The 26214-nt window shown below is 39.7% G+C and carries 11 protein-coding genes; 7 read left to right on the forward strand and 4 right to left on the reverse strand.

The window, feature by feature from the left end; all coding sequences use genetic code 11:
- Nucleotides 1-100: 100 nt before the first annotated feature.
- Complete coding sequence (gene mfd / locus AC1F2U_RS11540) at nucleotides 101-3682, reverse strand: transcription-repair coupling factor (RefSeq protein WP_480261261.1); 3582 nt, start codon at nucleotides 3680-3682, stop codon at nucleotides 101-103.
- A 240-nt stretch (nucleotides 3683-3922) separates the two neighbouring features.
- Between mfd and AC1F2U_RS11545 the strand changes: the two genes are divergently transcribed.
- A complete protein-coding gene (locus AC1F2U_RS11545) occupies nucleotides 3923-5251 on the forward strand; it encodes a hemolysin family protein (protein WP_480261262.1) in 1329 nt (442 codons plus the stop codon).
- A gap of 101 nt (nucleotides 5252-5352) precedes the next feature.
- Here AC1F2U_RS11545 and AC1F2U_RS11550 read toward each other — a convergent pair whose 3' ends face one another.
- Complete coding sequence (locus AC1F2U_RS11550; protein ID WP_480261263.1) at nucleotides 5353-6534, reverse strand: aldo/keto reductase; 1182 nt, start codon at nucleotides 6532-6534, stop codon at nucleotides 5353-5355.
- Between the two features lie 302 nt (nucleotides 6535-6836).
- On the reverse strand, nucleotides 6837-12788 hold the full coding sequence (locus AC1F2U_RS11555; protein ID WP_480261264.1) for an amino acid adenylation domain-containing protein: 5952 nt from the start codon (nucleotides 12786-12788) through the stop codon (nucleotides 6837-6839).
- A 1378-nt stretch (nucleotides 12789-14166) separates the two neighbouring features.
- Between AC1F2U_RS11555 and AC1F2U_RS11560 the strand changes: the two genes are divergently transcribed.
- The 6 genes from AC1F2U_RS11560 (at nucleotide 14167) to AC1F2U_RS11585 (ending at nucleotide 24002) form a co-directional block, all read left to right on the forward strand.
- Nucleotides 14167-15609: a sugar transferase gene (locus AC1F2U_RS11560; RefSeq protein ID WP_480261265.1), complete on the forward strand. Its 1443-nt coding sequence runs from the start codon at nucleotides 14167-14169 to the stop codon at nucleotides 15607-15609.
- A gap of 239 nt (nucleotides 15610-15848) precedes the next feature.
- Entirely contained in the window at nucleotides 15849-17282 is a 1434-nt protein-coding gene (locus AC1F2U_RS11565; protein WP_480261266.1) for an oligosaccharide flippase family protein, read from the forward strand.
- A 77-nt stretch (nucleotides 17283-17359) separates the two neighbouring features.
- Nucleotides 17360-18463, forward strand: a complete 1104-nt coding sequence (locus AC1F2U_RS11570) for a glycosyltransferase family 4 protein (protein WP_480261267.1) — start codon at nucleotides 17360-17362, stop codon at nucleotides 18461-18463.
- A 52-nt stretch (nucleotides 18464-18515) separates the two neighbouring features.
- Nucleotides 18516-19688, forward strand: coding sequence for an O-antigen ligase family protein (locus tag AC1F2U_RS11575; protein ID WP_480261268.1), 1173 nt, complete (start codon nucleotides 18516-18518; stop codon nucleotides 19686-19688).
- A gap of 271 nt (nucleotides 19689-19959) precedes the next feature.
- Entirely contained in the window at nucleotides 19960-21156 is a 1197-nt protein-coding gene (locus AC1F2U_RS11580; RefSeq protein ID WP_480261269.1) for a glycosyltransferase family 4 protein, read from the forward strand.
- 617 nt (nucleotides 21157-21773) lie between these two features.
- The gene (locus AC1F2U_RS11585; RefSeq protein WP_480261270.1) at nucleotides 21774-24002 is read left to right on the forward strand and encodes a GumC family protein; all 2229 of its coding nucleotides are present in this window, start codon (nucleotides 21774-21776) and stop codon (nucleotides 24000-24002) included.
- Between the two features lie 262 nt (nucleotides 24003-24264).
- Here AC1F2U_RS11585 and AC1F2U_RS11590 read toward each other — a convergent pair whose 3' ends face one another.
- Nucleotides 24265-25650: a choice-of-anchor Q domain-containing protein gene (locus AC1F2U_RS11590; protein ID WP_480261271.1), complete on the reverse strand. Its 1386-nt coding sequence runs from the start codon at nucleotides 25648-25650 to the stop codon at nucleotides 24265-24267.
- Nucleotides 25651-26214: the final 564 nt, after the last annotated feature.

Below are 26214 nucleotides of genomic sequence, written 5' to 3' on the forward strand. Positions count from 1 at the left end.
TATCCCCTATCTTTGAGTGATAACACTTTAACATTAACCTTTAAATCATATCCCTACTGGGATTTAGAGGTCTAAACTATTTATCAGACGGAAACACCGATCAAACAATAGCCACCTCTGGAATCGCACCTTGCATTCTCCCGAAAGCATCAATCAAATTCTGCAATTGTTGATCCGCTTTAAAAACTCCTAACCCTCGCACAGTCACCTTACCAGGAGAATACACAAAACGCGTTTTGAGATTGTCTGGTAAATTCGCCGCCAACAAATTCCAAGCGGGTTCTTCCATCGGCGTTTCTAAAACAACGTGCTGCTTTTGTTCTGGTTTAATCCGGCTAAATCCGAGTTTTTTTGCTAGCTGTTTGAGTTCCATGACTCGCAAAAGTTGATTTGCAGGGACTGGTAAACTACCATAGCGATCGCTCCACTCAGCTGCAATCTGTTTTAATTCTGATTTAGATTTAGCTGTCGCCACCGCCCGATATGCACTCATCTTTTGATCCAAATCGGTAATATAATCTGCTGGGATAAACGCCGTCAGGTTAAGGTCAATCTGGGTATCCTCCACTTTCGGAATTTCTTGTCCTCGGATTTCCCGAATTGCTTCTTCTAGCATTTCCATGTATAAATCAAAGCCGATGGCATCCATTTGACCGGATTGTTCTGCACCTAGCAAGTTACCCACGCCTCTGATTTCCATGTCGCGCATTGCTAGCTGATACCCAGAACCTAGCTGAGTAAATTCCTGAATCGCTCGTAATCGTTGCCGTGCCGCATCAGATAATGCCCGTTGCTTCGGATAAAATAACCAAGCATGAGCTTGTATCCCTGCACGTCCCACACGACCGCGTAATTGATACAACTGTGCCAATCCAAAGCGGTGAGCATCTTCAATCAAAATGGTGTTGACTCGCGGAATATCTAAGCCAGATTCAATAATTGTTGTACAAACGAGGATATCTGCATCGCCATTACTGAAGGTGAGCATGGTTGATTCTAACTCGCTTTCATCCATTTGACCGTGAGCGATCGCAAACCTAGCTCCCGGTATCACTTCTCGTAAATTGGCTGTTGTCTCTTCAATGCCATCTACTCGTGGAACTACATAAAACACCTGCCCACCTCTGTCTAATTCTTGACGAATCGCAGTGCGGATACTTTCGGAATTTATTGGTGATAGATGGGTTTTAATTGGTCGTCTGGTTGGAGGTGGCGTGGTAATCAAACTCATTTCCCGAATCCCCGACAAGGACATATACAAAGTCCGAGGAATAGGAGTGGCGGAGAGGGTTAGCACGTCCACTTGAGTTTTCAAGCTTTTAATTTTCTCTTTCTGGTTTACCCCGAATCGCTGTTCTTCATCCACTACCAATAGCCCTAAATCCTTGAATGATACACCTTTACCTAAAAGTTGGTGTGTACCAACTACTACATCTAATTCACCTGTTGCCAATCGCTTTTGAATCTCGCGGCGTTCTTCAGCAGACCGAAAACGATTGAGCAAACCGACATTTACCGGGTAGGGAGCAAAACGTTCTTTGAGTGTATGGTAATGCTGCTGTGTTAAAATAGTAGTTGGCGCAAGGAGTGCCACTTGTTTACCGGCGGTGACTGCTTTAAAAACAGCACGAATCGCCACTTCCGTCTTCCCGAAACCGACATCGCCACAAACTAAGCGATCCATTGGGCGATCGCTTTCCATGTCGCGTTTTACATCTTGTACAGCTTTGAGTTGATCCGTTGTGGGTTGGTAGGGGAAAGAATCTTCTAATTCTTCCTGCCAAGGCATATCACCTGGAAAGCTAAAACCTTGTTGTTGCGATCGCGCTGCATACAGTTTCAACAAGTCCACCGCCAATTTTTTAATCGCTTTGCGGACTTTATTTTTGGTATTTTCCCAGGCTTTACCGGTCATCCTGTTAAGTTCCGGTGCTTTATCACCTCCGGCGCGGAACCGGGATAAAGCACCGACTTGATCGGCCGCAACTCTTAATAATCCATCAGCATACTGCACCACCAAATAATCACGGGTTTCGTCATTAATCGTCAAACTTTCCAGCTTGACAAATTTGCCAACACCATGATTTCTGTGAACTACATAATCACCTGGACGCAGCTTATTGGGATCGACTTGTTTAGAAGTAGCTTTGTGGCGCTTGCGGATATAGCCGGGAGTCGCCAAGGAATGCTGTCCAAAAAATTCCCGATCTGTAACGATTACTATTCGGTACGTAGGCAAGATAAAACCTTCTAGTTCTGCAAGCCCAGAATATTTTAGAGCTATAGGAATATGGTTGATTTGCAGCTTATCTATCGCTTGGTAGTCGCGAGGATTTGGGATAAACTGAGCCGGACAATCATGTTCTTGCAACAGTGAGACAGAACGCGAAGGTTGAGCAGAAAGCAGCCAGATCGAGAAATTGCGATCGCGTTCTTGACGGATGGTTTCAGCTAGTTTAGCAAACTGGTGTGGCGTGGCTGGAACAGGACGGCTAGCAAGATTGATCCCACTATTTTCCTCTGACAGTTCCGATAAATATAATGTTTTAAACTTGGCAACATCAACCAGACAGTCGTCAAACGAACGGTGCATTTTCGGCAATCTTAGAGGAGTAGATTCTTCCCCATGCGCCATTCCCCATTGTTCTTGGGCATTTTCCACCCAGCGATCGCTATGAGCATGACACTGTTCTGGCTCATCAATGGCAATCAAGGTATTTTCTGCTAAGTAGTTTAGCAGAGATGCTGGTTGCTCGAATGCTAACCCCAAAAAGCGACGGCTACCCTCTAACATTGATGAGTTCGCAGTGCTAAGTTCTGCGTCAGAATTTAACTCAGCACTCAGCACTCGGAACTGGGCACTATTTTTCAGTGCAGCCATCACCACAGGAGTAAAGCTAGTGGGAGTAAGAATTATCTGGTCAACTTTGTCGAGGGCGGAACGTTGGGTTGCTGGGTCAAATTCCCGCATTTGCTCGATTTCATCACCAAACCATTCCAACCTGACTGGAAATTCCGAGGAAACTGGGAACACATCAACAATATCGCCCCGCCGACTCCATTGCCCTTCCATTTCCACCAAAGGAACTCTTTCGTACCCCAGAATAGTTATTTTCTCACTGAAGCTATTCAGGTCTAATTCCATCCCTTTTTTCAGGGTAAGACAGAATTGCCCAAAAGTTTCTGGTGGTGGTAAATGAGGTTGCAGCGCCCCTTGAGTAGCCACAATCGCCATATTTGTCATTTGTCCTACCCTGCGGGAAGCCGCAGAAGCGTCTATGTCATTTGTCCTTTGTCTTTGGTTTGTTTCTAATGACAACTCACTAATGACTAATGACTCTTGATTTTTGAGTAAATCTGCCAATACTTGCATTTGCCCCCAACTCATTTCAGTTTCCGGGTCAAAAGGTTCGTAGGGAGAAGCCTCGGAGGTGGGGTAAAAATGTACTGTTTGCCATCCCATTGCCTCCAGTTGTGCGTAAACGCGTCCAGCTTCTTCTAGGGTGGCGCAAACCACAAACAAATCCTTGCCCTGAGACTGCGCTAATGCCGAAGCTACTAGAGTCTTGGGCAGCCTGGGAATGCCATTTAACCGCAATTCTTGTTGTCGATTCAGCTTAGAAATAAATTCAGTGGTGAGCGGCGATCGGCCTAAGGCACGCACAATAGAAGAAAATGACATAAGTACTACTAGCGATGGGAGTCTTTGTGGGTCAGCAAATCTTGAGGCAGTTTATGTCAACTATTTTAAAAGTGTTAACAGCTTTCTTATTCCTTCAGTGGAAGAATAATCCACAGTGACTAATAAACTTAAGAACTATAACTACTACTTTGTATATAGTCAAAGTATTTATCGAAGCACCTTTAATACTAGATACTAGGGATTGAGCTACGTTCGCTCTGATAAGCGGCAATTTTAAACATGTCCTCCATCACTTTTGAAATTTTAATCATTTTGGTGCTAATTATTGCCAATGGCGTGTTTTCTATGTCTGAGATGGCGATTGTCTCGGCACGGAAAGTAAGGTTACAGCAGCTTGCCAATCAAGGAGATGCCAAGGCAATGGCAGCATTGAAATTAGCGGAGTCTCCAAATCATTTCCTGTCAACTGTTCAAGTGGGTATTTCCCTGATCGGTATCCTAACTGGTGCTTTTGGAGGAGCAACAATTGCCAACCGACTGGCAGTTTATGTAAAACTTGTACCTTTGTTAGCACCTTATAGTGAACCGATATCTTTTGGAGTAGTGGTTTTGATCATTACCTATTTGTCACTGATTGTTGGCGAATTAGTACCAAAGCGTCTGGCATTAAACAACCCAGAAAGAATTGCATCGACTGTAGCTATTCCAATGCGTGCTTTATCGGCGATCGCTTCGCCAATGGTATATCTGTTAAGTGCTTCGACAGATTTGATCCTGCGAGTGCTGGGAATTACAGCTTCTACTGAGCCGCAAGTCACCGAAGAAGAAATTAAAATCTTAATCGAGCAAGGCACAGAGGCGGGAACCTTTGAGGAAGCTGAACAGGATATGGTAGAGCGAGTCTTTCGTTTAGGCGATCGCCCTGTTAGTTACTTAATGACACCCCGTCCTGATATTGTTTGGCTAGACTTAGACGACTCTGCCGAAGAAAATCGCCAAAAAATGGTTGATAGTGCTTATTCTCGGTATCCAGTTTGTCAGGGAGGACTTGACAATGTGCTAGGTGTTATCCCTGTCACCGACTTATTAGCCAGGAGTTTCCGAGGGGAACCACTAGATTTAACGATCGGATTGCGACAGCCTGTATTTGTGCCAGAAAGCACCCGTGGCTTGAAAGTTTTGGAATTATTCAAGCAAACCATCACTCACATGGCGCTGGTAGTGGATGAATACGGCGTAATTCAAGGATTAGTCACTCTCAACGACATCATGAGTGAAATCGTGGGTGATGTTCCTTCAACGGATGGACAGGATCAACCACAAGCTGTGCAACGCGAAGATGGTTCGTGGCTTTTGGATGGGATGTTGCCTGTAGAGGAGTTTTTGGAACTTTTTGGTATGGAAGAGTGGGAATCTGAGGAACGCGGCAGTTATCAAACATTAGGCGGTTTTGTGATCACACATTTAGGTCGTATTCCTGCCGCAGCAGATCATTTTGAATGGCAAAGTATGCGAATTGAAGTGATGGATATGGATGGTAATCGCGTTGATAAGGTGCTAGTCGTACCGAAGGCGGTTAAATCAGCAGATACGAAAAAAGCTGATTAGGATTGGGCATTGGGCATTGGGTATTGGGCATTGGGCATTGATAATTATTGTTTACTATTTCCCATACGCCATAATAGCCAATGCCCTATTTATGCAATTTATCAAGTGCGAGATAGACGTTTTACCTCTTTACCTGCCAACATCTGATGAGCTTTTTCCAAAAGTTGGGGGATTTTATTAGCGTAGGGATGACGAGCGAGACATTGCCGCAAGTCTAATTCATCTAGCCGATCGGCTTTGTTGCCGGGGAACCAGTGTCCGCCATTGCCAAGCAGGTTGTAGCGCATTTTAGCGTAGTCTACTAAATCGTAGGCGATCGCTAAATTTCGCAGCCACAAAATTACCCGAATATTTACCTCACCAGGGGTTTCGTCAAAGGTTGGTAGATTTGTTTCCCAGGATTTTACCCAATCTTCTCCCAAAGTAGCGATCGCTTCTTCTTCCAACCTTGCTAAAATTGGCGGCAAAATTTCTGATGCTCGATCTAGTAATTCTAAAGTCTTCAGGTGTTCATCAAAATCTTGTGGTTTTGCTGCTCCCAAGCTCAGGGTATGTACCTCTTGATGACTCAAACAAAACAAATCATTAAACACCATTGGACTCAACGGGGCGCAAAGATTTACTAATTTTTGGGGAGGCTCATATAACAAACCTCCTTTATTAGATGGGCTAATAATAAACACCCCCATATCGTGGCGTTTAGCTGCCTCGATTGCCGCCCAATTCCATTGATTAATGTAGTACCAGTGCAGGTTCACGTAATCAAATTGATTGGTATTAATTGTCTGCACGATTATATCTGTCGAGCCGTGTGTGGAAAAACCAATAAATCTAACTTTTCCCTCTGCTTGCAACTGCTGCGCTACTTCCAAACAGCCGCCAGGACGGATGCTTTCATCTAACGACTCAGGATGATTAATGCCGTGCAACCCTAAAAGGTCAACATAATCTAGCTGGAGATTTTTCAAAGATTGTTCAAATGTCTCCCGGAATTCTTTTGCATCTGCCTTTGGATTGATTTTTGTCTGAACAATTAACTTTTCGCGGGGAAACTTGGGCAATATTCTCCCCAATTGCATTTCAGAAGTGCCATAACCACGGGCTGTTTCAATATGATTAATTCCAACCTCGACTGCCCTTCTAATAGTCGCTTCCAGATTCGCCTGGTTATCAGCAGGAATTTCATGATTGGGAACATCTTCCCATTTAAACTGATATCTCATGCCACCGCAGGAAAACACTGGCATCTGTAATTCTGTGCGTCCAAATCTTCTATATAGCATCAGTGGATTGTCGATTGCTTACCAACTTAAAATCTAACAACGATAGTCATTCCAGCTTTTAGTGCCACAATCATTTCCTCTGTTCAATCTGTGACACTAGCAATATTCATTGCATTCTTAAATCGGTCAGGTCTTTTGGTTATTGGATTTTTACCAATATTCCAGTTCCACAGAATAATTATCTCACTCTAGTTACCACTAGCAAGCATTTTTCTATTATTCTCTCAAGTTTAGACCAAGAAATGGTAAAACAACCCAGCAGTGCTGAGTTGTGTGAAAGTGAACTAACGGAAAAGTTCAAATTAATTTTTTGCAATTTGAGACTGCGCCTGAGTTAAGCAAGTTTTCAATTTTTCAGCTAACACTTGTACATGCGGTTCTTTAAGTATGTCAAGGTGAGATCCGGGAATATAATGGATATCTAATCCTCCAACTACTAACTCGTCCCAGCCAAATTGAGGAGCGTATTCTATGCCTATAGCTTCGTCCCGATTTTTATCCTCTGTCCGCAAAAGAATAGCTCGACCCAGGTAAGGTGAAAAAATATAGTCATTCAGGGCTTGAGTGTTAGTATCTATAACCTTTAAATGCTTATCAGTTTCAGGTACATGAAGTACGTTTTCCAAGTAACGGTTATATGTATTTTGTAATTCTTGCTTACGCCAATAACTCCATCTCACAACCTTTTGCCAAAGGTAGTTAGGCCCTTGTTGAACAATATTATTTAAATGCAAAAAAACTCGCTTGAGAACTGGCGACTGCCAGCTATAACCTAGACGACAACTATCAAGCATAACTAAAATGCCAATTTGTTCGCCTTGCTCATGGAGTTGCCGAGCCATCTCGAAGGCAACTGTACCCCCAAAGGAATAACCTCCGAGAAAATAAGGGCCATGAGGTTGAAGGGTTTGAATTTCTTGAATGTAGTGCGCTGCCATATCTTCAATGCGGGTATGGAGAGGGTGTTTTTCATCTAGCCCTCGTGGCTGTAATCCGTAAAATGGTTGTTCTTTCCCCAGATGCAATGCCAATTCACGGAAACATAAGACTTCTCCACCCAATCCATGAATACAGAATAAAGGTGGCTTGGAGCCGTTGGGTTGAATTTCTACTAGGGATGACCAGCTAGATTTTGACTGATTTAAGGTATTTACTAAAACCGAGTTTGTTGTTAAATCTTCTTCTTGAGAGATTATTTTGGCTAGAGCCTCTACAGTCCCCGACTGGAAAAGAATGGCAAGCGGCAGGTTTTTATTAAATGTCTTTTCAATTTGCCAAAATAGTTTTACTGCTAGGATTGAATGTCCTCCTAGCTCGAAGAAGTTATCCCTAACACCAATCGGCTGGACACCTAAAATTTGTTCCCAAATCTGGGTTAATTGACGTTCCACTTCATTGCGAGGAGCAACAAAGGTATCTTCTGGCTCTTGCCTCGATAAGTCTGGTGCTGGTAGAGCGCGGCGGTCTACCTTGCCGTTGGGGGTTAAGGGCATGGTGTCCAGCACGACAAAAGCCGAAGGTACCATGTACTGTGGCAATTTTGTCGAGAGGAAACCCCGGATATCAGTAATCGCAATTCCTGAGTCTTGATTAGGTATAATGTAAGCCACCAAACGTCGATCGCCAGGAACGTCTTCACGAGCAATCACTACAGTCTGGAGTACATCTGGGTGTTGGGCTAACACCGTTTCAATTTCCCCTGGTTCAATGCGTATCCCCCGGATCTTGACTTGATGATCTCGGCGGCCGAGAATTTCTAGAGAGCCATCTGGACGATAGCATCCGCGATCGCCTGTATAATAAAGCCAATCCTGGCGATCATTCCGAAAAGGATTCTTGACAAACCGAGAACGGTTTTCTTGCTGGGCATTGATGTAACCCAAACTGCGGAATGGAGTTCGGATTACAATCTCGCCCGGTTCACCGATACCGCATGGTTGTTGATTTGGTGTAAAAACCAGTGCTTGAGTTTGCGGCAGCGGTAATCCTACTGGCTGTACACCAGGGCTACACTCAACAGGTACTCGGTAATAACATTTCGCCAAGGTTGTCTCTGTCGGGCCGTAGAGATTAATAATTTCACCTGATTCAGGAAAAGCATCCCGCCAGCGAACTACAAGGGTTTCTTTCAGAGGTTCTCCAGCCAAGAATAACCAGCGTAAGTTACGTAAAGAGACTCCTGACGGCACATTCCCTAACCATAATTGTGCCAGCGAAGGAACTGTATGCAGTACAGAAATTTGCTCATTTTCTAAATAACGCAGAATTTTCGTAGGTTCTAAGTTATCCTCTTCTTCTGGTAAGCATAGGGTTGCACCACTAGTTAAAGGTAAAAAGATATCTCTAAGAACGACATCAAAAGAAAGACCTGTTAATTGAGCAATGCGGTCTTGCTGATTAATTTCAAAGGTCTGTCGCTGCCAGTTCAGAAAATGCGCTAACCCTTTATGACACCCCAGCACCCCTTTCGGGACACCAGTAGTGCCAGAAGTAAAGAAAATATAAGCTGCATCGTCAGCTGCGATTTCAGGTAGATTTACTGCTGCAATGCTCTTTTGGGAATTTATAGCTTCTCCTGTGTCTGGGTTGACACAGATGCTAGTTAAAGACTCCCCTATCTTTTCGTCTTCTGGACGCCGACCATCAATATATAATATGTATTTAGTTTTAGCTTCTTGTAACATCAGCCGCTGGCGTTGGCTGGGAAGTTTCGGATCGAGGGTGAGTAGCACACCGCCACTCAAAAGTACGCCAAGCATACTAGCAATCAGCCCAAAGCTGCGCGTACCATATACGGCTACCACATCTCCCCGCTCTACTCCGTGAGATAACAAAACTTGTGCTAAGGTTTGAGCGGTTTTGCCCAATTCCCCATAATTCCAAGTGCGAATTCCTTGACGAAGTGATGAATGTTCTGGGGTACGATTTACCCAAGAGGTAAACATTGTTGTCGTCAATTCGTACTGTGGTTCTGGTAAAATCGCCCTTGGTTCTGGCAGCAAAAGTTGCGCTTTTGGTGTCACCAGAGAATATAAACTAATTTTTCTCTCTGGAGCAGCAACAATTTGATTCAGCAAGTGATGGAATTGATCGAGCATTTCCATCATCCGTTCTGAAGTAAACAAATCGGTGTTGTAAACTAAATCAAGTTGGATTCCTTGATTTTGTTCTGTAACGTAAAGGGTTAAGTCAAACTTAGAAGCTGTTTCTAGGATCGAGACTGGTTCAATAGCCACTCCAGGTAGTTCCAGTTGGATGTCCCTTAAGTTGAGCATATTAAACCACACTTGAAATAGTGGGTTGCGACTGGTATCTCGCTCTGGTTGCAGTTCTTCTACCAGCTTCTCAAAGGGCATATCTTGATGGGCGTAAGCATCTAATGCCATCTGGCGAACTCGATTTAGCACTGAACGAAAACTAGGGTTGTCGGCAAAATCAGTCCGTAAAACAACGGTGTTAATAAAAAATCCAATTAACCCTTCAATCTCAGAACGATTACGGCCGGCAATGGGAGAACCGATAAGAATGTCTTCTTGCCCAGTGTAGCGGTGCAGTATTGTCCCAAAGGCTGCCAGCAATGTCATGAATAGAGTGACACCCTGCTGATGCGAGAGTTCTGTGAGTGATGCACTCAAAGTCTGCGGTAGCATCAGAGATTGGGCTGCTCCTTGGTAAGTTTGCACTGGTGGCCGTGGTCGGTCGGTAGGTAATTCCAGTACAGTATTAGCACCTGCTAACTGGGTTTTCCAATAGTTAATTTGGCTGGAAAGTACTTCACCTGATAGCCATTGGTGCTGCCACACAGCAAAATCCGCATACTGAATGGGCAATTTTGCTAAGGGGGAAGGCTTACTACTCAAAAAAGCTTTATAAAGCGCTATTAACTGCTGCCAAAGAATACCAATTGACCAACCATCTGAGGCGATGTGGTGCATCATTAACAAGAGTATATGCTCCTGCTCGTCTACTTGGAGCAAAGTAGCACGCAGCATTAAGTCAGATTCTAAGTTGAAGGAGCGTTGCACCTCTTGATTTAGGAGAAATTCTACTTGCTCCTTTGTTACCTGAATGATTTTAAGTTCCACTGGCCGAGGCGTGCCAATTACTTGTATGGGGCTACCATCAGGTGATGTAATAAAGTTGGTTCGCAATGCCTCATGATGGACAACGATCGCATCTAGTGACTGTTGCAATACACCCAGGTTTAACTTACCCTTTAAGCGCTGTGCATTGGAGACGATATATGCTGCGCTGTTAGGTTCCAACTGCTCCAAAAACCAGACTCGCTGCTGGGCAAAGGATAGAAGGGCTGATTGCCGATTGGCTATTTGAGGAATAGTCTGATTTTGGGGATCGTTTTCTGGAGTTTGGTTTTGGGCGATAACTTGAGCTAAAGTAGCGATCGTGGGATTTTCAAATAAGAGTTGCAACGCTATTTCTATTTGAAAAGCTTGACGAACTTTAGACATCACTTGAGTGGCCAGCAGTGAATGCCCTCCCAATTCAAAAAAATTGTTGTAGATGCCTACTTGTTCCAAACGCAAAACTTTCGCCCAAATGTCAGCTAAGACTTCTTCTGTCGAATTCTGAGGTGGAACAAAGTTAGTTGACAGCCTAATATCAGATGTATCCGGTGCAGGTAAGGCGCGGCGGTCTATTTTACCGTTGGGATTTAATGGTAAGGTGTCCAAAAAGACAAAGAAAGTAGGCACCATGTATTCTGGCAACCGAGCTTCCAAAAAGCGACGCAATTCAGCTTGACTAGGAATTTGCTCTGGATTGGCAACAATATATGCCACGAGCCGCTTGTCTCCAGGCGCATCCTCTCTGGCTATGACTAAAGTCTGCGTCAGTGCTGGATGTTGAGCTAGTATGGCTTCAATTTCTCCTAATTCAATTCGGAAGCCACGTATTTTAACTTGGTGGTCAATCCGACCAAGGAACTCGATATTACCATCGCTCAAATAACGTGCTAAGTCCCCAGTTTTGTAAAGGCGTGCTCCAGGTTCAGAGCTAAAGGGGTTAAAAATAAACTTCTCTATGGTCAATTCTGGACGGTTAAGATAGCCTCGCGCTAGACCAACACCGCCAATGTGCAGTTCACCTGATTCACCAACAGGCACTGGCTGCAAATTTTCATCAAGGATGTGAATCTCTGCATTGGTAATCGGACGACCAATCGGTGCTATAGCATAATTAGTGTCACGTTGGCAACTCCAGAAAGTGGTATCAATAGAAGCTTCTGTCGGGCCGTAACAATTATGTAAAACGTTGTCCAAATTCAGTTGGGCAAAGAAGCGTTCTATAAGTTCCCCAGGTAAAGCTTCACCACCGCAGGTAATGTGTCTGATAAATCGGCAATTCTCAATTCCCTTCTCTTCCAATAAGACACGCAGTATGGAAGGTACTAAAGCCAGGACAGTGATTTGCTGCTCAGTAATCACTTTCACAAGGTAGGCTGTATCTTGATGTCCACCAGGGCGAGCCATAAATAATTGCCCCCCAAAGCATAATGGCCAGAATATCTGCCATACTGAGGGATCGAAGCTAAAAGAAATAGTCAGTAGAACTTTATCTGCGTGAGTTAATCCAAAAGTTGTTTGCTTCCAGTGGAGTTGATTGCAGATACCACGGTGAGGGATCATTACACCCTTGGGCTGTCCTGTAGAACCAGATGTGTAGATTACGTAGATGAGGTTATCAGCCGTAGTTTGGTTGACAGGATTTTCTTGACTATTTTGAATATTCCCTTGCCAGTCTAAGTCCAGACAAACCACTTGCGCCTGATGCGGTGGTAAGTTATTGACCAATTTTTCTTGGGTTAACAATACTGCTGTTTGGGTGTCTTCCAAGATAAAAGCTAAACGTTCTGAGGGATATGCTGGATCTAAAGGTACATAAGCGCCTCCAGCTTTGAGAATGCCCAGTAGTCCTACAATCATCTCTAAGGAGCGCTCCAGGCATATACCTACAAGTACTTCAGGCCTAACGCCTAAAGCACGTAGGTAGTGCGCTAGTTGATTCGCCCGCTGGTTTAACTGTTGATAAGTAAGTTGTGTATTTTCACATACTACTGCAATGGCTTGGGGCGATCGCTCTACTTGCATCTCAAATATTTGATGAATACACAGATCCTGATGATAATCTACTTGAGTGTCATTCAATTCCTGTAAAACTTGAGTGCCAATGATGTTATTTAAGGTATTTAAGGTAATATTTTGCTTATATTCTGATGTCTGACTATTTATCTGCATTTTTTATATTAAGCTCAGTGAGCATAAAATAATTAAAGTTTTATGAAAACGTAAATCATTAAAGGTTTATGACTAAAAAAGATGTGAGCAAATACAGCCCCCAATCTATAGAAAATGAGCAGAATACTATTAATATTCACATAACTAACAGATAGCAATTTTGAATGATATACACGCTAGCAGCACACAGACAGATATGTCGTATGCCCCTACTAATTGTTTTGACTCAAAGCAATTGCAAACTGCTATAATACTTACCAAACTTAAAAGTTGCTATTTAGCTTTTGACTATTATCAGTGCCTTCTTTTCAGCATTGATAAGAGACTGATGATAATTTGTCTGAGATATTGCACAGGTTTTCCATCTACAATAACCTTCTTTCACCCTATGTTTTGTTGATTGAAATGAAACTCTAAATTATTACAATCGAATCCAAAAGATCAAATTTCTGTTTTAGCCAACAAACACAAAAGCTTACACGCAACTATAAAAATACATTATCCTATGTCAGTAAAATCTACTGAATGAAAAATAGTTTTTACAAAATCTTTATTTTCTCTTGAATTATATAAAATTAATGTAAAGTTATGATATTATTTTTTTGAAAAATTTAGGCGAACTTTATAAAACCCAACTACGTTTGTAACATAAGTCTTCTCCTCTAAACTACAGTCTCGTTGTTAAGGTTGCTGGCCTTTTAAGACTTCATTTAGAAATATCCATGAACCTGACTCAAGTTTAACCAGAAATATTCAAAAATGTAAAGTTTTGTTACAAAGATCAAACTTTTGATGCATTTTGTTATAAATTACGTGTATATTTTGTTGGCTCAGTAATTATGCGTAAAACAAATATAATTAGGACAACTTTATATTCAAAGCTGAATTAGTCTAGATAAATATGCTAGAGTAATTTTTGAGGTGATATCAATCATTCTATACCTCTAAGAAGTGAAACTATCCAAGATATGTGCGATATCCATAATTAATTTATGTATGTGGATGTATTAATAAGCTAAAAAATTATAATATTTATTTTTATTGTGCCTACTTGCTTGATATTATTAACATCAACGTTTTTGTTTAGCTACTAAATCTAAATTGATCAACAACTGCTTTTTTTTATTAACATTAATTTTTACACACTAAAATGTGATTATAGGCTGCAATCAAACCTAAGTATCTCGATAGTAAAACAGCACTCAAACTGACCTGAAGAATGTTTTTGATCGAAAACTTCAAGTTACTCCCAAGAAAATGGTTAAGACTTAAGACTAAATGGTCAAGGTTTCTTTCTAAATAAAAGTAGTGAGATACCTAAATTGTCTTGTATACCTAAGCTCATATCAAATTTTATCTACACCAACTGTTCCTAACTATGAGTAATCAAAGCATTACAACAAATAAATTCAGCGAAGTACCTTTAGATTTACGTGCATCGACATTTGTCACGGTACGTAAGGGTTCGTGGTGGTTGAGATTAACAACATTATTCTTAGTAGACTGTACTCTTTTATTTCTAGCTTGGGTTTTAGCAGCATATCAATCTACTTATGGAAACTTTACTTGGTATATACCGAGTCATTATTTCCCGATTTTAACAGCTATTGGGATTCAAATAGGATCGCTAGCTGTTGAAGGTATTTATCGAGAAGGTCAAAAACGTTATGACTATTTCAATATTATCAAATCGCTAACTTTTGCTCATGGATTAATCCTTTTAGTTAGTTTGTTGTATAAACCAGTTGTTGATATAACACGTCCAAAAATAATATTATTGCCTTGGTTGCTAAGTATACTTTTTATTTGTACTGGTAGATATGCAGTAAATATTACTCTTGAATATCTACGCAAGCAAAAAAAAATAGTTCGTTCTTCTGTTTTTATTATTTGCGACCCTCAAGATCGCGAGCAGATTGCGAGTTTTATAAAAAAAGAAAAGCATTACATTATATCTGGAACGGCGAATGCCGATTCACTAGACAGATATCAGCGTCAGCAAACATTGACTCAGCTTAATCAACTAGGAGTGACAGAAATTTTTATATCTTGGGATGCGCTAAAAAATAGAATGTTTTTGTGCTGGTTATTTCAAGCATCTGGCATACAAGTACATATTTTACCGATGGAATTAAAACCAATTTATAAAAACGTACAATTCAACAAAATAGGAGGAATGCCTTGTCTAAGTTTGGATTGTCCGATAATTACAGGTAAAGATTTTTGGATAAAGCGTAGCTGTGATTTTTGTTTTGCGACTTTATTTGTAATGTTATTATTCCCCATTTATATAGCTATAGCTATAGCTATAAAACTTGACTCTCCAGGTACAGTATTCTACAAACAAACGCGTATAGGTTTACATGGCCAAGAGTTTAAAGTATGGAAATTCAGAACAATGAGGTCTGATGCGGAAAAGTTACAAAAAGAATTAGAAGCTTTAAATGAAACAAAAGATGGAATTATCTTTAAAATTAAAGATGATCCTCGCATTACCCGTGTTGGAAAATTTCTCCGTCGTTATAGCTTAGACGAATTACCTCAACTTTTTAACGTTATCCTTGGAGAAATGAGTATAGTAGGACCTCGCCCTTTACCTACCAGAGATGTTGAAAAGTTCTCTGAGCATCATTTTATCCGACATGAAATTTTACCTGGTATTACGGGTCTTTGGCAAGTCTCAGGTCGCTCAAATATTTTAGATTTTGAACAAGTGATTCATCTTGATATTAGCTATATCGAAAATTGGTCGCTTGGGTTAGACTTTGAAATTCTCCTTAAAACAGTTATGGTGGTTTTGAAAAAAGATGGTGCTTACTAACAGAAAAATTTTATAGCTGGGAAGCTATGATTAGAGAATTTCCTTTTCGTATCAATCAATAAATTTATTGTAGTTTTCAGTTTAATTTGTGGCGGATTAATTTAGATTTTTCTACATTACACTGAGTAATTAGTTACTTGTTTTGCTTGAGGACGCTTTAGAAAAATCTACAAGGATATATCCGAAAAAATCATGGTGACTCAAAATGAAAGAATTAAGCTGAATTAAGAATTATAAGAATGGTAGAAAAGTACAAATTCATAAGTAATTCCTTCTCAATGATACTCAATCGGTTAGCACAAAGTGTTACAGCCTTTGTGTTAACTGCTTCGATTGCTCGTACTCTAGGAGCTGAGGCTTTAGGGCAGTATCTACTAGCATATAGCTACTATTTTATTTTTGTAGGCATTGCTTCACAAGGGCTAAAAACATTGTTTACTAGAGAACTAGCTCGTGAGCCACAAAAAACATCAGTCTATTTAATGAGTGGTACTTGCTTACAGCTAATATTTAGTTTTTTCAGTTATGGAGCATTGGTGATTGTAGTATTTTTACTTCCCTATAGTACCAAAACCTCAACTGTTTGTTACATAATGGGTTTAACGATCATCCCCTTTGCGCTTTCTAATATCACAGAGGCAATTTTTCAAGCGAAAGAAAAGATGCATCTGATTGCGATCGCTACAGTGCCAATTTATATTTTACGCCTAATAATCATGATTTGGGCGATGCAACTAAAATATGGAATTGAATATTTGGGGGCAATCCTAGTTTTTTCTGAAACACTAATTTTGGTAATTGAATGGATTTTTATCGCTCGGTTAGTAAAAATAAAATGGCAAATTGATAGGAACTTTGTTTTTAATACAATCAAAAATGCGCGCACATTTTTTGCTATTGAAGCAATAGCTGTAGTAATTGGCAGAATTCAAATACTGATACTTTCATTATTAGGGAATGAGTTTTTAGTAGGTTTATTTGGCGGAATAACACAATTATTACAACCCTTTCTGATTATTGCTAACAGTATGAGTTTAGCAATATTTCCAAGACTTTCAAAAGCAGTAGAGCAAGGAAAGGAAAAGCAGAGGCAGATAGCTGAAAATATTATCGAAATCTTACTAATCATCGCATTGCCTTTATTTCTTGGAATCTTATTGTTTGGCAAAGATTTATTAGTTTTTCTCTATAATGCTAGCTTTGCTGAAGCAAATATAGCTCTTACGATCAGCGCTGCGTCACTCGTTTTTTTGCCGTTTACACGCTCACTGAGTTATTTACTTGTAGCTAATGGTTTCGAGATAGTGAATCTACGTGAAGTAGTTATTACCAGTACATTAGGGAGCTTAGGAGGTGTGGTATTAGTTTCGCACTATCAGTTACTAGGTGCAGCTTTAATGGCATTATTGATGACTATTTCTGGTTTTATCCAGTATATTTATTTCACCTATACTCGCCTATTTTCATTAAATTTATGGCGAATTGTGCGGCGACCATTAATAATAACTATTGTGATGCTACCTATATTAATATTTTTACAAAAACTTAGTTTAAACTTTATATTGACTCTAGTTATTGCAACTTGTGTTTATGCTTTACTTGTGATTTATTTAGGTATTCGTGCATTTGGAGGATTTCGCTTTTTATGGTTCAAATTGTTAAGGTCGCAGTAATTCGTTTTAAAGAAATTATTATCATTAACTCATAAAAACTGATTAAATAATCCAAGAGAAAGGATATAATTTTAATTATGATTAAAGTTGCTTTATTACATTTTAGTTTTGAAGATTACACCATTGAATTAGCAAACAGTCTGGTTAAACATGTTGATTTAACGCTAATTCACCCGGAAAAACTATCAAATGCCTGTAACAATGTTCTTAATCCCAGTATCCGCGTAATTAGCTTTAAAAAACCGCGGATTCGCGACCCACGCAACCTATTGTCAATGTACGCAATGATGCGTATTATCAAAGACATACAGCCGGATATCTTGCATGTGCAAGAAACTAACGATCCTTGGTATGATTGGACTTTGTTGCTCAACAAAATGCCGCCATTGGTGACAACTATCCACGACATATTCCGTCACCCAGGAGATAGCATGGCTGTATTCGGTTCAGAGTATACCAGGCGTATTGCCTTCTATCGTTCCCAACAATTGATTGTCCATACTCATCAACTAAAAAAGATTCTAACTGAACAATTTCGTATACCTCAAGAGCGAGTCAATGTTTTACCACATGGGGAACTTGGTAGTTTGTATCAGCGTCGGGGTAAGCAGAATAGTCAGACTCGCGATCCAAATACGCTACTATTTTTTGGCCGCATCTGGCCTTACAAAGGATTGAAATATTTACTTCAGGCTATGCCTTTAATTACTGAACGTATACCTCAAGTCAAACTGATTATCGCTGGACGGGGAGAAAATATAAAACAATATTTCCCTAATGGTTATGATGAGAAACGCTACGAAATTATCAATGACTTTATCCCCCTTGAAGAAGTAAGTAATCTATTTCAACGCAGTACGGTAACAGTTCTACCATACATAGAAGCCTCTCAAAGTGGAGTGGCAGCCTTATCTTATGGGATGGGAACCTTGGTTGTAGCCTCTGAAGTAGGGGGATTAAGTGAGATAATTCAGCATAAAAAAGATGGGTTGTTAGTTCCACCTTGTGATGTTCAATCTTTAGCTGATGCCATTATTTATTTGTTAAGCGATCGCGATTTGCAACAACGTATGCAAACTGCGGCATTAGCTCGTTGTCAGGAAGATTTAAATTGGTCAAATATTGCCGCTCAAACAGCTCAAGTTTATTATAAAGAACTGAATATGCACAATAAATATTAGTTAATTTATTATGAGGAAAATACTAATTTTTGCTGAACAGGTATTCACAATTGTGAGCTTGCTGATGTATTCAGGGGCAATTTTTGTTGTCGTACTGTCAGGAGGAGCCGGACAGAGTGATTTAGTAGAATATGATAGCTCTTTGATTCGGATTATTTATTCTTTAATCTACCTAGTTACCTTAATACTACTAGTTCTGCGTTGGAAGAAAACTCTTTATTTCCTTAGGAAAGACTTTTGGCTTTATTCTTTAATTTTATTGTCAGCTGTTTCTATTATTTGGTCTTTTGAACCATCAACAACATTAAAAAATAGTTTTTCCCTCATTAATTCCAGTTTATTTGGACTATATTTTGCTTCGCGATATAACATAAAACAGCAGTTACATTTACTTGCTTGGAACTTTGCAATTATTATAATACTCAGTTTTGTTTTTGCCATAGCTTTGCCTAAATACGGAATACAGAGTGATTTGGATGGCTCAAAGTGGCGTGGAGTATTCACGCACAAAAATGGTCTGGGAGCAAGAATGGTAACGAGTAGTATGACTTTTTTTATGCTTGGTTATCAAACTCAAAGACGTAGTTGGCTTTTTTGGGCAGCGTTTGGCTTGTCACTACTACTCTTACGGCTTTCTGCTTCCGGTTCATCTTTAGTTAACCTATTAATCATAATATTGACATTTTTTGCTTTTCAAATTTGGCGTTGGTCTTACCAGTTCATGGTACCAACCCTAATAATGATAGCTACTATCAGCCAAAGCTTATATTTTTGGTTGTCTAGTGACGCGAATGTCCTGTTCAGTGCAATTGGTAAAGATGCGACACTGACGGGTCGAACAGAGTTGTGGCCATTAGTAATTGATAAGATTTGGAAACATCCTTGGCTTGGTTACGGTTATGGTGGATTCTGGCAAGGATGGAATGGCGAATCTGCCGATATTTGGCTTGCAGCTGGATGGACGCCAAACCACCCCCACAATGGTTATCTGGCTCTTTGCCTAGATTTGGGTCTTTTAGGCTTAGGAGTCTTCTTTTTTGGATTTTGGCGCAATTATCTGCAAGGATTTACTTGGGTGCGTAGTAGCAAAACAGCATTTGATATTTGGCCACTTATCCACATGACATATATACTTTTATCTAGCCTTACTGAGTCTAACTTAATGGAATCAAATAGTTTGACTTGGATACTGTATGTGGCGGCATCTCTCTCAGTCAGAATGTAAAAATCAGATGATTAATCAATATAATTGTAACCAGCTAATAACAGCAAAACTGATAGCTATCATGATGTGTATATGTATATTTATTATTTAATCCAGTTTCGCCAAATATGAATATAAGTTCCATAAATAAGGTATATTTTAGACTTGACAACTGAGTGTTTTACTAAAGTAGCCTTTCACATTTCCCCTACCTATACCCATAAATTTAGGGTTTCGACCATTTTGCCGAGTGAATAATTACTTATGAAACTAATTAAAAATTGAAATTATTATGGCATCACCAAAGAAAGTACTAATTATCGTTGAAAATCTTCCAGTTCCCTTTGATAGACGGGTATGGATGGAAGCAACTACTTTGCAAAAAGCTGGGTATGAAGTTAGCGTAATTTCACCTACAGGCAATGGCTTTGATAAAGATTACGAAATTATTGAGCAGATTCACATTTACCGTCATCCTCTACCACCGGAAGAAAGTTCTGTCATTGGCTATCTCCGAGAGTACAGCTGGGCCATTAACTGGCAATTCCGTCTAGCTCAAAGGGTATGGCGAGAGCGTGGTTTTGATGTCATACATATTTGTAATCCCCCCGATTTACTTTTCTTAGTAGCAACATGGTTTAAATTATTTCATGGTATATCTATTATCTTCGATCATCATGACCTCAGTCCAGAAATGTATGAAGCTAAGTATCGTCGGCGCGATATTTTTTATTATGGATTACGTTGGGCTGAACGCTTAACCTATGCCACAGCAGACATGGTAATTTCAACCAACGAGTCACACCGAGAGGTGGCTCTTAAGCGTGGGCACAAGAAACCAGAGAAAGTATTTGTAGTTCGTAGTGCGCCGGACCTTTCGCGCTTTCGCCGAATGCCTCCAAACCCCAATTACCGCAGAGGTAGAAACTACTTGATAGGTTACATGGGTGTTATGGGAGAACCAGAGGGTATTGATTATCTCTTAAGAATGGTATATTACATTGTCCACAAAAAAAATCGCTCTGATATTCACTTTATGCTAATTGGTAGTGGCCCTATGGCAGAAAAGCTCAAGGACTTATCTAAAGAATTAGAAGTGAATGAGTTTGTAGAATTTACAGGGTTTAAGCAAGGTGAAGAACTATTAGAGCGGCTTTCCAGCTGCGACGTGTGTGTAGAACCTTCTCCAACATCTGCTTATAACGAAAACTGCACCATGAATAAAATCCTTGAATACATGGCAATGGGAAAAGCAATTGTCCAGTTTGATTTGCGAGAGGGAAGACGTTCTGCACAAGAAGCATCTCTTTATGCCAAGCCTAACGACGAGGTAGAATTTGCCGACAAAATTTTGGAACTTCTAGATTCTCCTGAACGCAGACGAAAGATCGGAGCTGAGGGGCGGCGCAGAATGGAGGAGATTCTTGAATGGCAATATCAAGCTCCAAAACTATTAGATGCTTACGATAAAGTTTGGCAAAGTAGGTAACTACTTTAATTTTCAGAATTACTATATTAAGTAAGTGAGTTGAGTAATGAGTAGATGTTTATAGTCAAAAATTACAAACTGACTAAAGATCGAGTTTTTTACTTGATTTTGAAATTTGGGCTTTGGCTAAAATAGTTGATCTGACAAAGAATATAGCCGTATAAAATTCAAGTAAAAAATCAAGTCTTTGATAATCCAGAAATAAAATTGAATCAATATTAGGGGTTGATGGCTAATGCAAACAACTTTTAATTTAACCTATTGTTACTAAAAAGTTGATTTATGGGAAGGCAGTTATAGTTAGGACGTAGTTAACTCACCTGAAATCCTAGTAATAAAGGTACACACACAACCGTTACACATTTGCACTCAATGGAAACTAAATTTTTCACTTAAATATGTACTATAATACATTTCATTTAAGCACTTCTTGCGTTTTTGGCAATTCGTTAAAAAAAGATTTCGATAAAGAGTTAAGCTTTAACTGAACCGTATTCGTCTATAGTATATTTTATATTGTAAAATTATACATAATCAGTATTGTCAATTGCACTGGTTTGTGACTGTTATAAGTCAATTTTGAGTTTCTTGCTTAAGACCTGTACTTTGGAAGATTTATGTCAGAAAAATCTATGGAATCTAGAGAATCTATTGATTTAGACCTTAATCGTTACTTATTGATATTGAAACGGTGGTGGTTGCCTGCTTTCAGTATATTTGTGGCGACAGTTATTCTGAGTGCTATATCTACACAATTTCTGAAGCCAGACTATGAAGCAGAAGGAAAACTGTTATTCAGAGTTCCCAGTTTTAAAGTAGCGGGCAATAATCTTTCCCCTGGTGCATCTGAAGGAGGAGACTCAGGAGATTTGAAACCATTGGTAGCAACTCAAAATCCCATAAGCAGTCAGATAGAAGTTATTTCTTCCCCAGCTTTATTGCAACGGACAATAGACAAACTACAACTCAAAGACAAGGAAGGTGAACCTCTGGAGGTGAAAGCACTACAAAAAGCCCTGAACCTAAAAATTATTGGTGGGACAGATGTATTGCGTATTAGTTATAAAAGTCACGAGCCTGAAGAAGCAGCGGCAGTAGTCAACACAATTATGAGGTTTTATTTAGAAAATGATATTTTGACAAATCGCTCTGAAGCAGGAGCGACTCGTCAGTTTATGGCCAAACAACTACCTACAACTCAAGCTGCTGTTAATAATGCAGAAGTAGCGCTACGTATATTTAAACAAAAGCATCGGATTGCAGATTTATCCGAAGAGACAAGGTCAGCTGTTGCGACTATTGGAAATCTAGACAATGAGATGAATACTGTCAAGGCTCAACTGGATGAGGTAAATGCCCAAACCAATGAACTACGACAGAAAGTAGAACTAAATTCTCAGGAAGCGATCGCTGTGAGTGCCCTTAGTCAGTCACCAGCAGTACAGGGAATTCTTACACAACTCCAAGAGACCGATCGGCAGTTAGCGGTTGAGCGCAGCCGTTTTCTAGATGACAATCCTATAATTATTAACCTAGAAGCAAAAAAAGCGAATTTAAAATCTCTCCTCCAACAGCAAGTTGGTCAGACTATTGGCAATCAAACACAAGTTCCCCAGAGCCTATTGCAGATTGGAGAACTCAGACAAAGCCTGATACAAAACTTTCTGCAATCAGAAATACAACGTTTTGGCTTAACTCAAAGACTCTCCTCTCTATATAATTCTCGTGCCAGCTATGAACAGCGGGTGAAACTTATACCCCAGTTGGCACAAAACCAACGGGAGTTAGAACGGAAAGTTGAAGTTGCAGAATCGACCTATCAAACTCTATTGAAAAAGGTTCAAGAATTACAGTTAGTTGAAAATACAAATACCCCTAGTTCTCGAATTATTGCTCAGGCTTTAGTGCCTGAAGATCCTACATTAACCAAAACAATTATTGTTTTGGTGCTAGGAGTCATGTTCGGTTTGTTTTTTGCTACCACAACTGTACTGTTTCTCGCGATGAGAGATAGATCTCTAAAAACACTTAAAGAAATTAGAGATGTATTCGGATATACTTTGCTAGGAATTGTTCCTTTGTCTGTTAAAAAGCTTCGTTCCCGTAATTCAAATGCAGAATCAACGTCTCAAATAGTTGCCGTCAGGGATACTCCACACTCTTTAACGAGTGAAATATACCGGATGATTCAAGCAAATCTGAAATTCTTAAGTTCAGATAAATTGCTTAAAACCATTGTAATAACTAGTGCAATTCCTAAAGAAGGCAAGTCTACAGTTTCAGCTAATTTGGCAGCAGCGATCGCTCAACTAGGACGTCAAGTTTTACTAATAGATGCAGATATGCGAGTTCCTTCTCAACATCATCTCTGGCAACTAACCAATGAAGTTGGTTTGAGTGAGGTTCTCGTAGGTCAGGCTGAATTTAACATTGCTGTATCTAAGGTAATGGACAACCTTGATGTTTTAACTGCTGGAGTTAGGCCTCCCAACCCACTTGCTTTGCTTGACTCAAAACGGATGGCATCACTCATTGATAGTTTCTCATCCCAGTATAAATATGACTTTGTAATTATTGATGCTCCTCCACTGCTTTTGGCAGCCGATGCTTTGACTTTAAGCCAAATGACTGATGGTATTTTGTTAGTAGCCCGACCCGGAGTAATTGATTTCAACAGTGCTAATGCTGCTCAAGAGATATTAGAGAGATCCAATTACAACGTTCTAGGTTTAGTAGTCAATGGAGTCATTGATAAAAATGAATCTAGTAGTTATCGATATCATTCTCACGAATATTTTAACCCAAGAGAATTGAAAAAAGAGCTTAAGGGACTGGCGAAGAAATAAAGCTTCTAAAAAACTATTTTAGGAGCTACATCAAGTCCGGATAAATATTTATTAATAAAAACTGATGCCAAGACGCAAGAAGTTTTAAATAATAAGTAATTAACCGGACTGAAAATTATTTATATAGCGCTCCTAGATCGGATAAAATATATCTTCACTGTTTTCCTTCGTAGCTCTTGCTGGGCTTCTCCAATTGGGTTGTAGACAAAGCTATATATCAATAAGAACTTTATCCTACAACCCGATGCCATACTTTTAACTACTACCGATTTTCGTATGCTCCTCTATCAGGTGCATAACCGGACATACGAGGATTGCCTATAAAATCGGTTTTCAAACTACTCCACTTTAAACCACTATTAATTGCCGGACTTGTTGATTTCAATCTAAAGTCACCAGCCGAGGGATTAACAAACTGTGGATCTGCAATCATATCCTTAGATCCTGTAATCTTGATCGTCGAATTATTGCGATAAACATTGTAGTTATAATTGACGTTGACGTTTTTCATGTTGCTATTCGCAGCATTGCCAGGGGAAGGATACATAATGTTATTGAAAATTTTGACATCAGACGAATAACCAGCATAAATTTCGCCCTTTGCCTTTTTTTTAACATCTGAACTTTGCTGATTCAAATATGCCGTGTTGTTGATAATATCGATATGCTGACTATCATGGGAATGAATACCTGAACCGCCATTATTGTAGGTAAGATTGTTCGCAATTAAAATCCGTCCTCTATATCCTTTTGAAACATCAACAATAATGCCATTACCGTCTGTGATCTTTCCGGCTTCAATCCAAGGAACGTACATTCGATTGTTGTAGCTCCTGTTATTGGTCACAAATATCTTGTATCCCTGGTTGTTGTCAGAACTCCAATTATTAAGCATGGAAATGCCACTACAACCATAAACTGTGTACCAAGAGTTATTGAAAACAGTGTTATTATCCACTTTCACATAATCAGCTTGGACTGCTGAGATACCTGCTCCTCCACAATCATGAACTTTGTTGTTCAAAATATTTATGTGATGAGAACGGCCTTTGTTTCCTCCTTCAATGCTTATGCAATTTCCGTTAGTAAGCGGATTTGATTTGTTATATTTTTGACTTAAGGCATAAGAACGGGTGATATTAGCATTGTTGCCTATAACCTCCAGGCCGTTAATCTCGATATATGAAGCTCCATTTGAAATCGAGATACCATTCCATGTATTGTGTTGAATTTTTGGAAAATGCCCAGGATATGCTTTATATTTAATCCATGCATTTGCAGTTCCAGAACGTTTAATACCTAGTACAGCACCGTTTTTGGGCCCATTCTTGTATTGCCCGTTCATAATAAGTACCGTGTCGCTAGGATTAGTAAGGTTTGCTGCCCTTTGAAGTGTCCTAAAAGCGGATGAGGTAGAGAGTCCGCTATTTCTGTCGTTTCCGTTACCACTAACATAGTATGTTGTCCCAGTTGAAATACCACTGATCAGCTTGCGGCTAGGTAGTGGTATTTCCTGAATTGTGGATGGCTGAGGAATATCTTTAAAGAAAGACTCTGTTATTCTCTGTCCTTGAACCAGACCTGTTAATGCCCAGGGAAGTACAAGAGATGCGCTCAAACTGAGAAAACCGAAACCATGAATCATCATAGGGAAAAAATAGGGTATGTTGCAAAAACTCAATCGTTAACGGTTAGTAACTCTAGCCTTAGTTAATAACCCAGTATTGGATACGGTCGTATCACTGCCACTTGTAAGTTTATACACGGTTTTATAAGTTTAAACCTGCGCATTTTCGCGTAAATATGGCTGAACCACCTTTTGAGCTTGTGTTCCAAAAAATCGCAAACATCTGATAAAATCACTGAATAAAAATATCAGTATCCAGAGTTACCCTATTCCTGAACACCAAGCACCCGTACAAATGGCGTCATTTCCAATTCGACATCATTCTACTGTGTATACGCGGTATCTGTGGTTAAAATAGTATATCTGTCATCAATTAGTTGATTTACTTAAATAATTCTTATGATAATAAGAATCAATGAATGACTAAAAATCAGTTATGAACTAGTATTTACGGAATCTGCTTTATAAAATATTCTCATTATCATAAGAAATCTGAGTACCTACAATAGAGATTTCAAAAGCCTATCAATGCACGTTATGAATTTACAGTGAGAGTTTTAAAGTTTACAGTATTTTTCTATGAGT

The sequence above is a fragment of the Nostoc sp. LEGE 12454 genome, from assembly GCF_056620565.1.

Coding starts and splice junctions, on each gene's coding strand:
- mfd (WP_480261261.1), bottom strand. CDS start 3,682: ATGTCATTTTCTTCTATTGTGCGTGCCTTAGGCCGATCGCCGCTCACC.
- AC1F2U_RS11545 (WP_480261262.1), top strand. CDS start 3,923: ATGTCCTCCATCACTTTTGAAATTTTAATCATTTTGGTGCTAATTATT.
- AC1F2U_RS11550 (WP_480261263.1), bottom strand. CDS start 6,534: ATGCTATATAGAAGATTTGGACGCACAGAATTACAGATGCCAGTGTTT.
- AC1F2U_RS11555 (WP_480261264.1), bottom strand. CDS start 12,788: ATGCAGATAAATAGTCAGACATCAGAATATAAGCAAAATATTACCTTA.
- AC1F2U_RS11560 (WP_480261265.1), top strand. CDS start 14,167: ATGAGTAATCAAAGCATTACAACAAATAAATTCAGCGAAGTACCTTTA.
- AC1F2U_RS11565 (WP_480261266.1), top strand. CDS start 15,849: ATGGTAGAAAAGTACAAATTCATAAGTAATTCCTTCTCAATGATACTC.
- AC1F2U_RS11570 (WP_480261267.1), top strand. CDS start 17,360: ATGATTAAAGTTGCTTTATTACATTTTAGTTTTGAAGATTACACCATT.
- AC1F2U_RS11580 (WP_480261269.1), top strand. CDS start 19,960: ATGGCATCACCAAAGAAAGTACTAATTATCGTTGAAAATCTTCCAGTT.
- AC1F2U_RS11585 (WP_480261270.1), top strand. CDS start 21,774: ATGTCAGAAAAATCTATGGAATCTAGAGAATCTATTGATTTAGACCTT.
- AC1F2U_RS11590 (WP_480261271.1), bottom strand. CDS start 25,650: ATGATGATTCATGGTTTCGGTTTTCTCAGTTTGAGCGCATCTCTTGTA.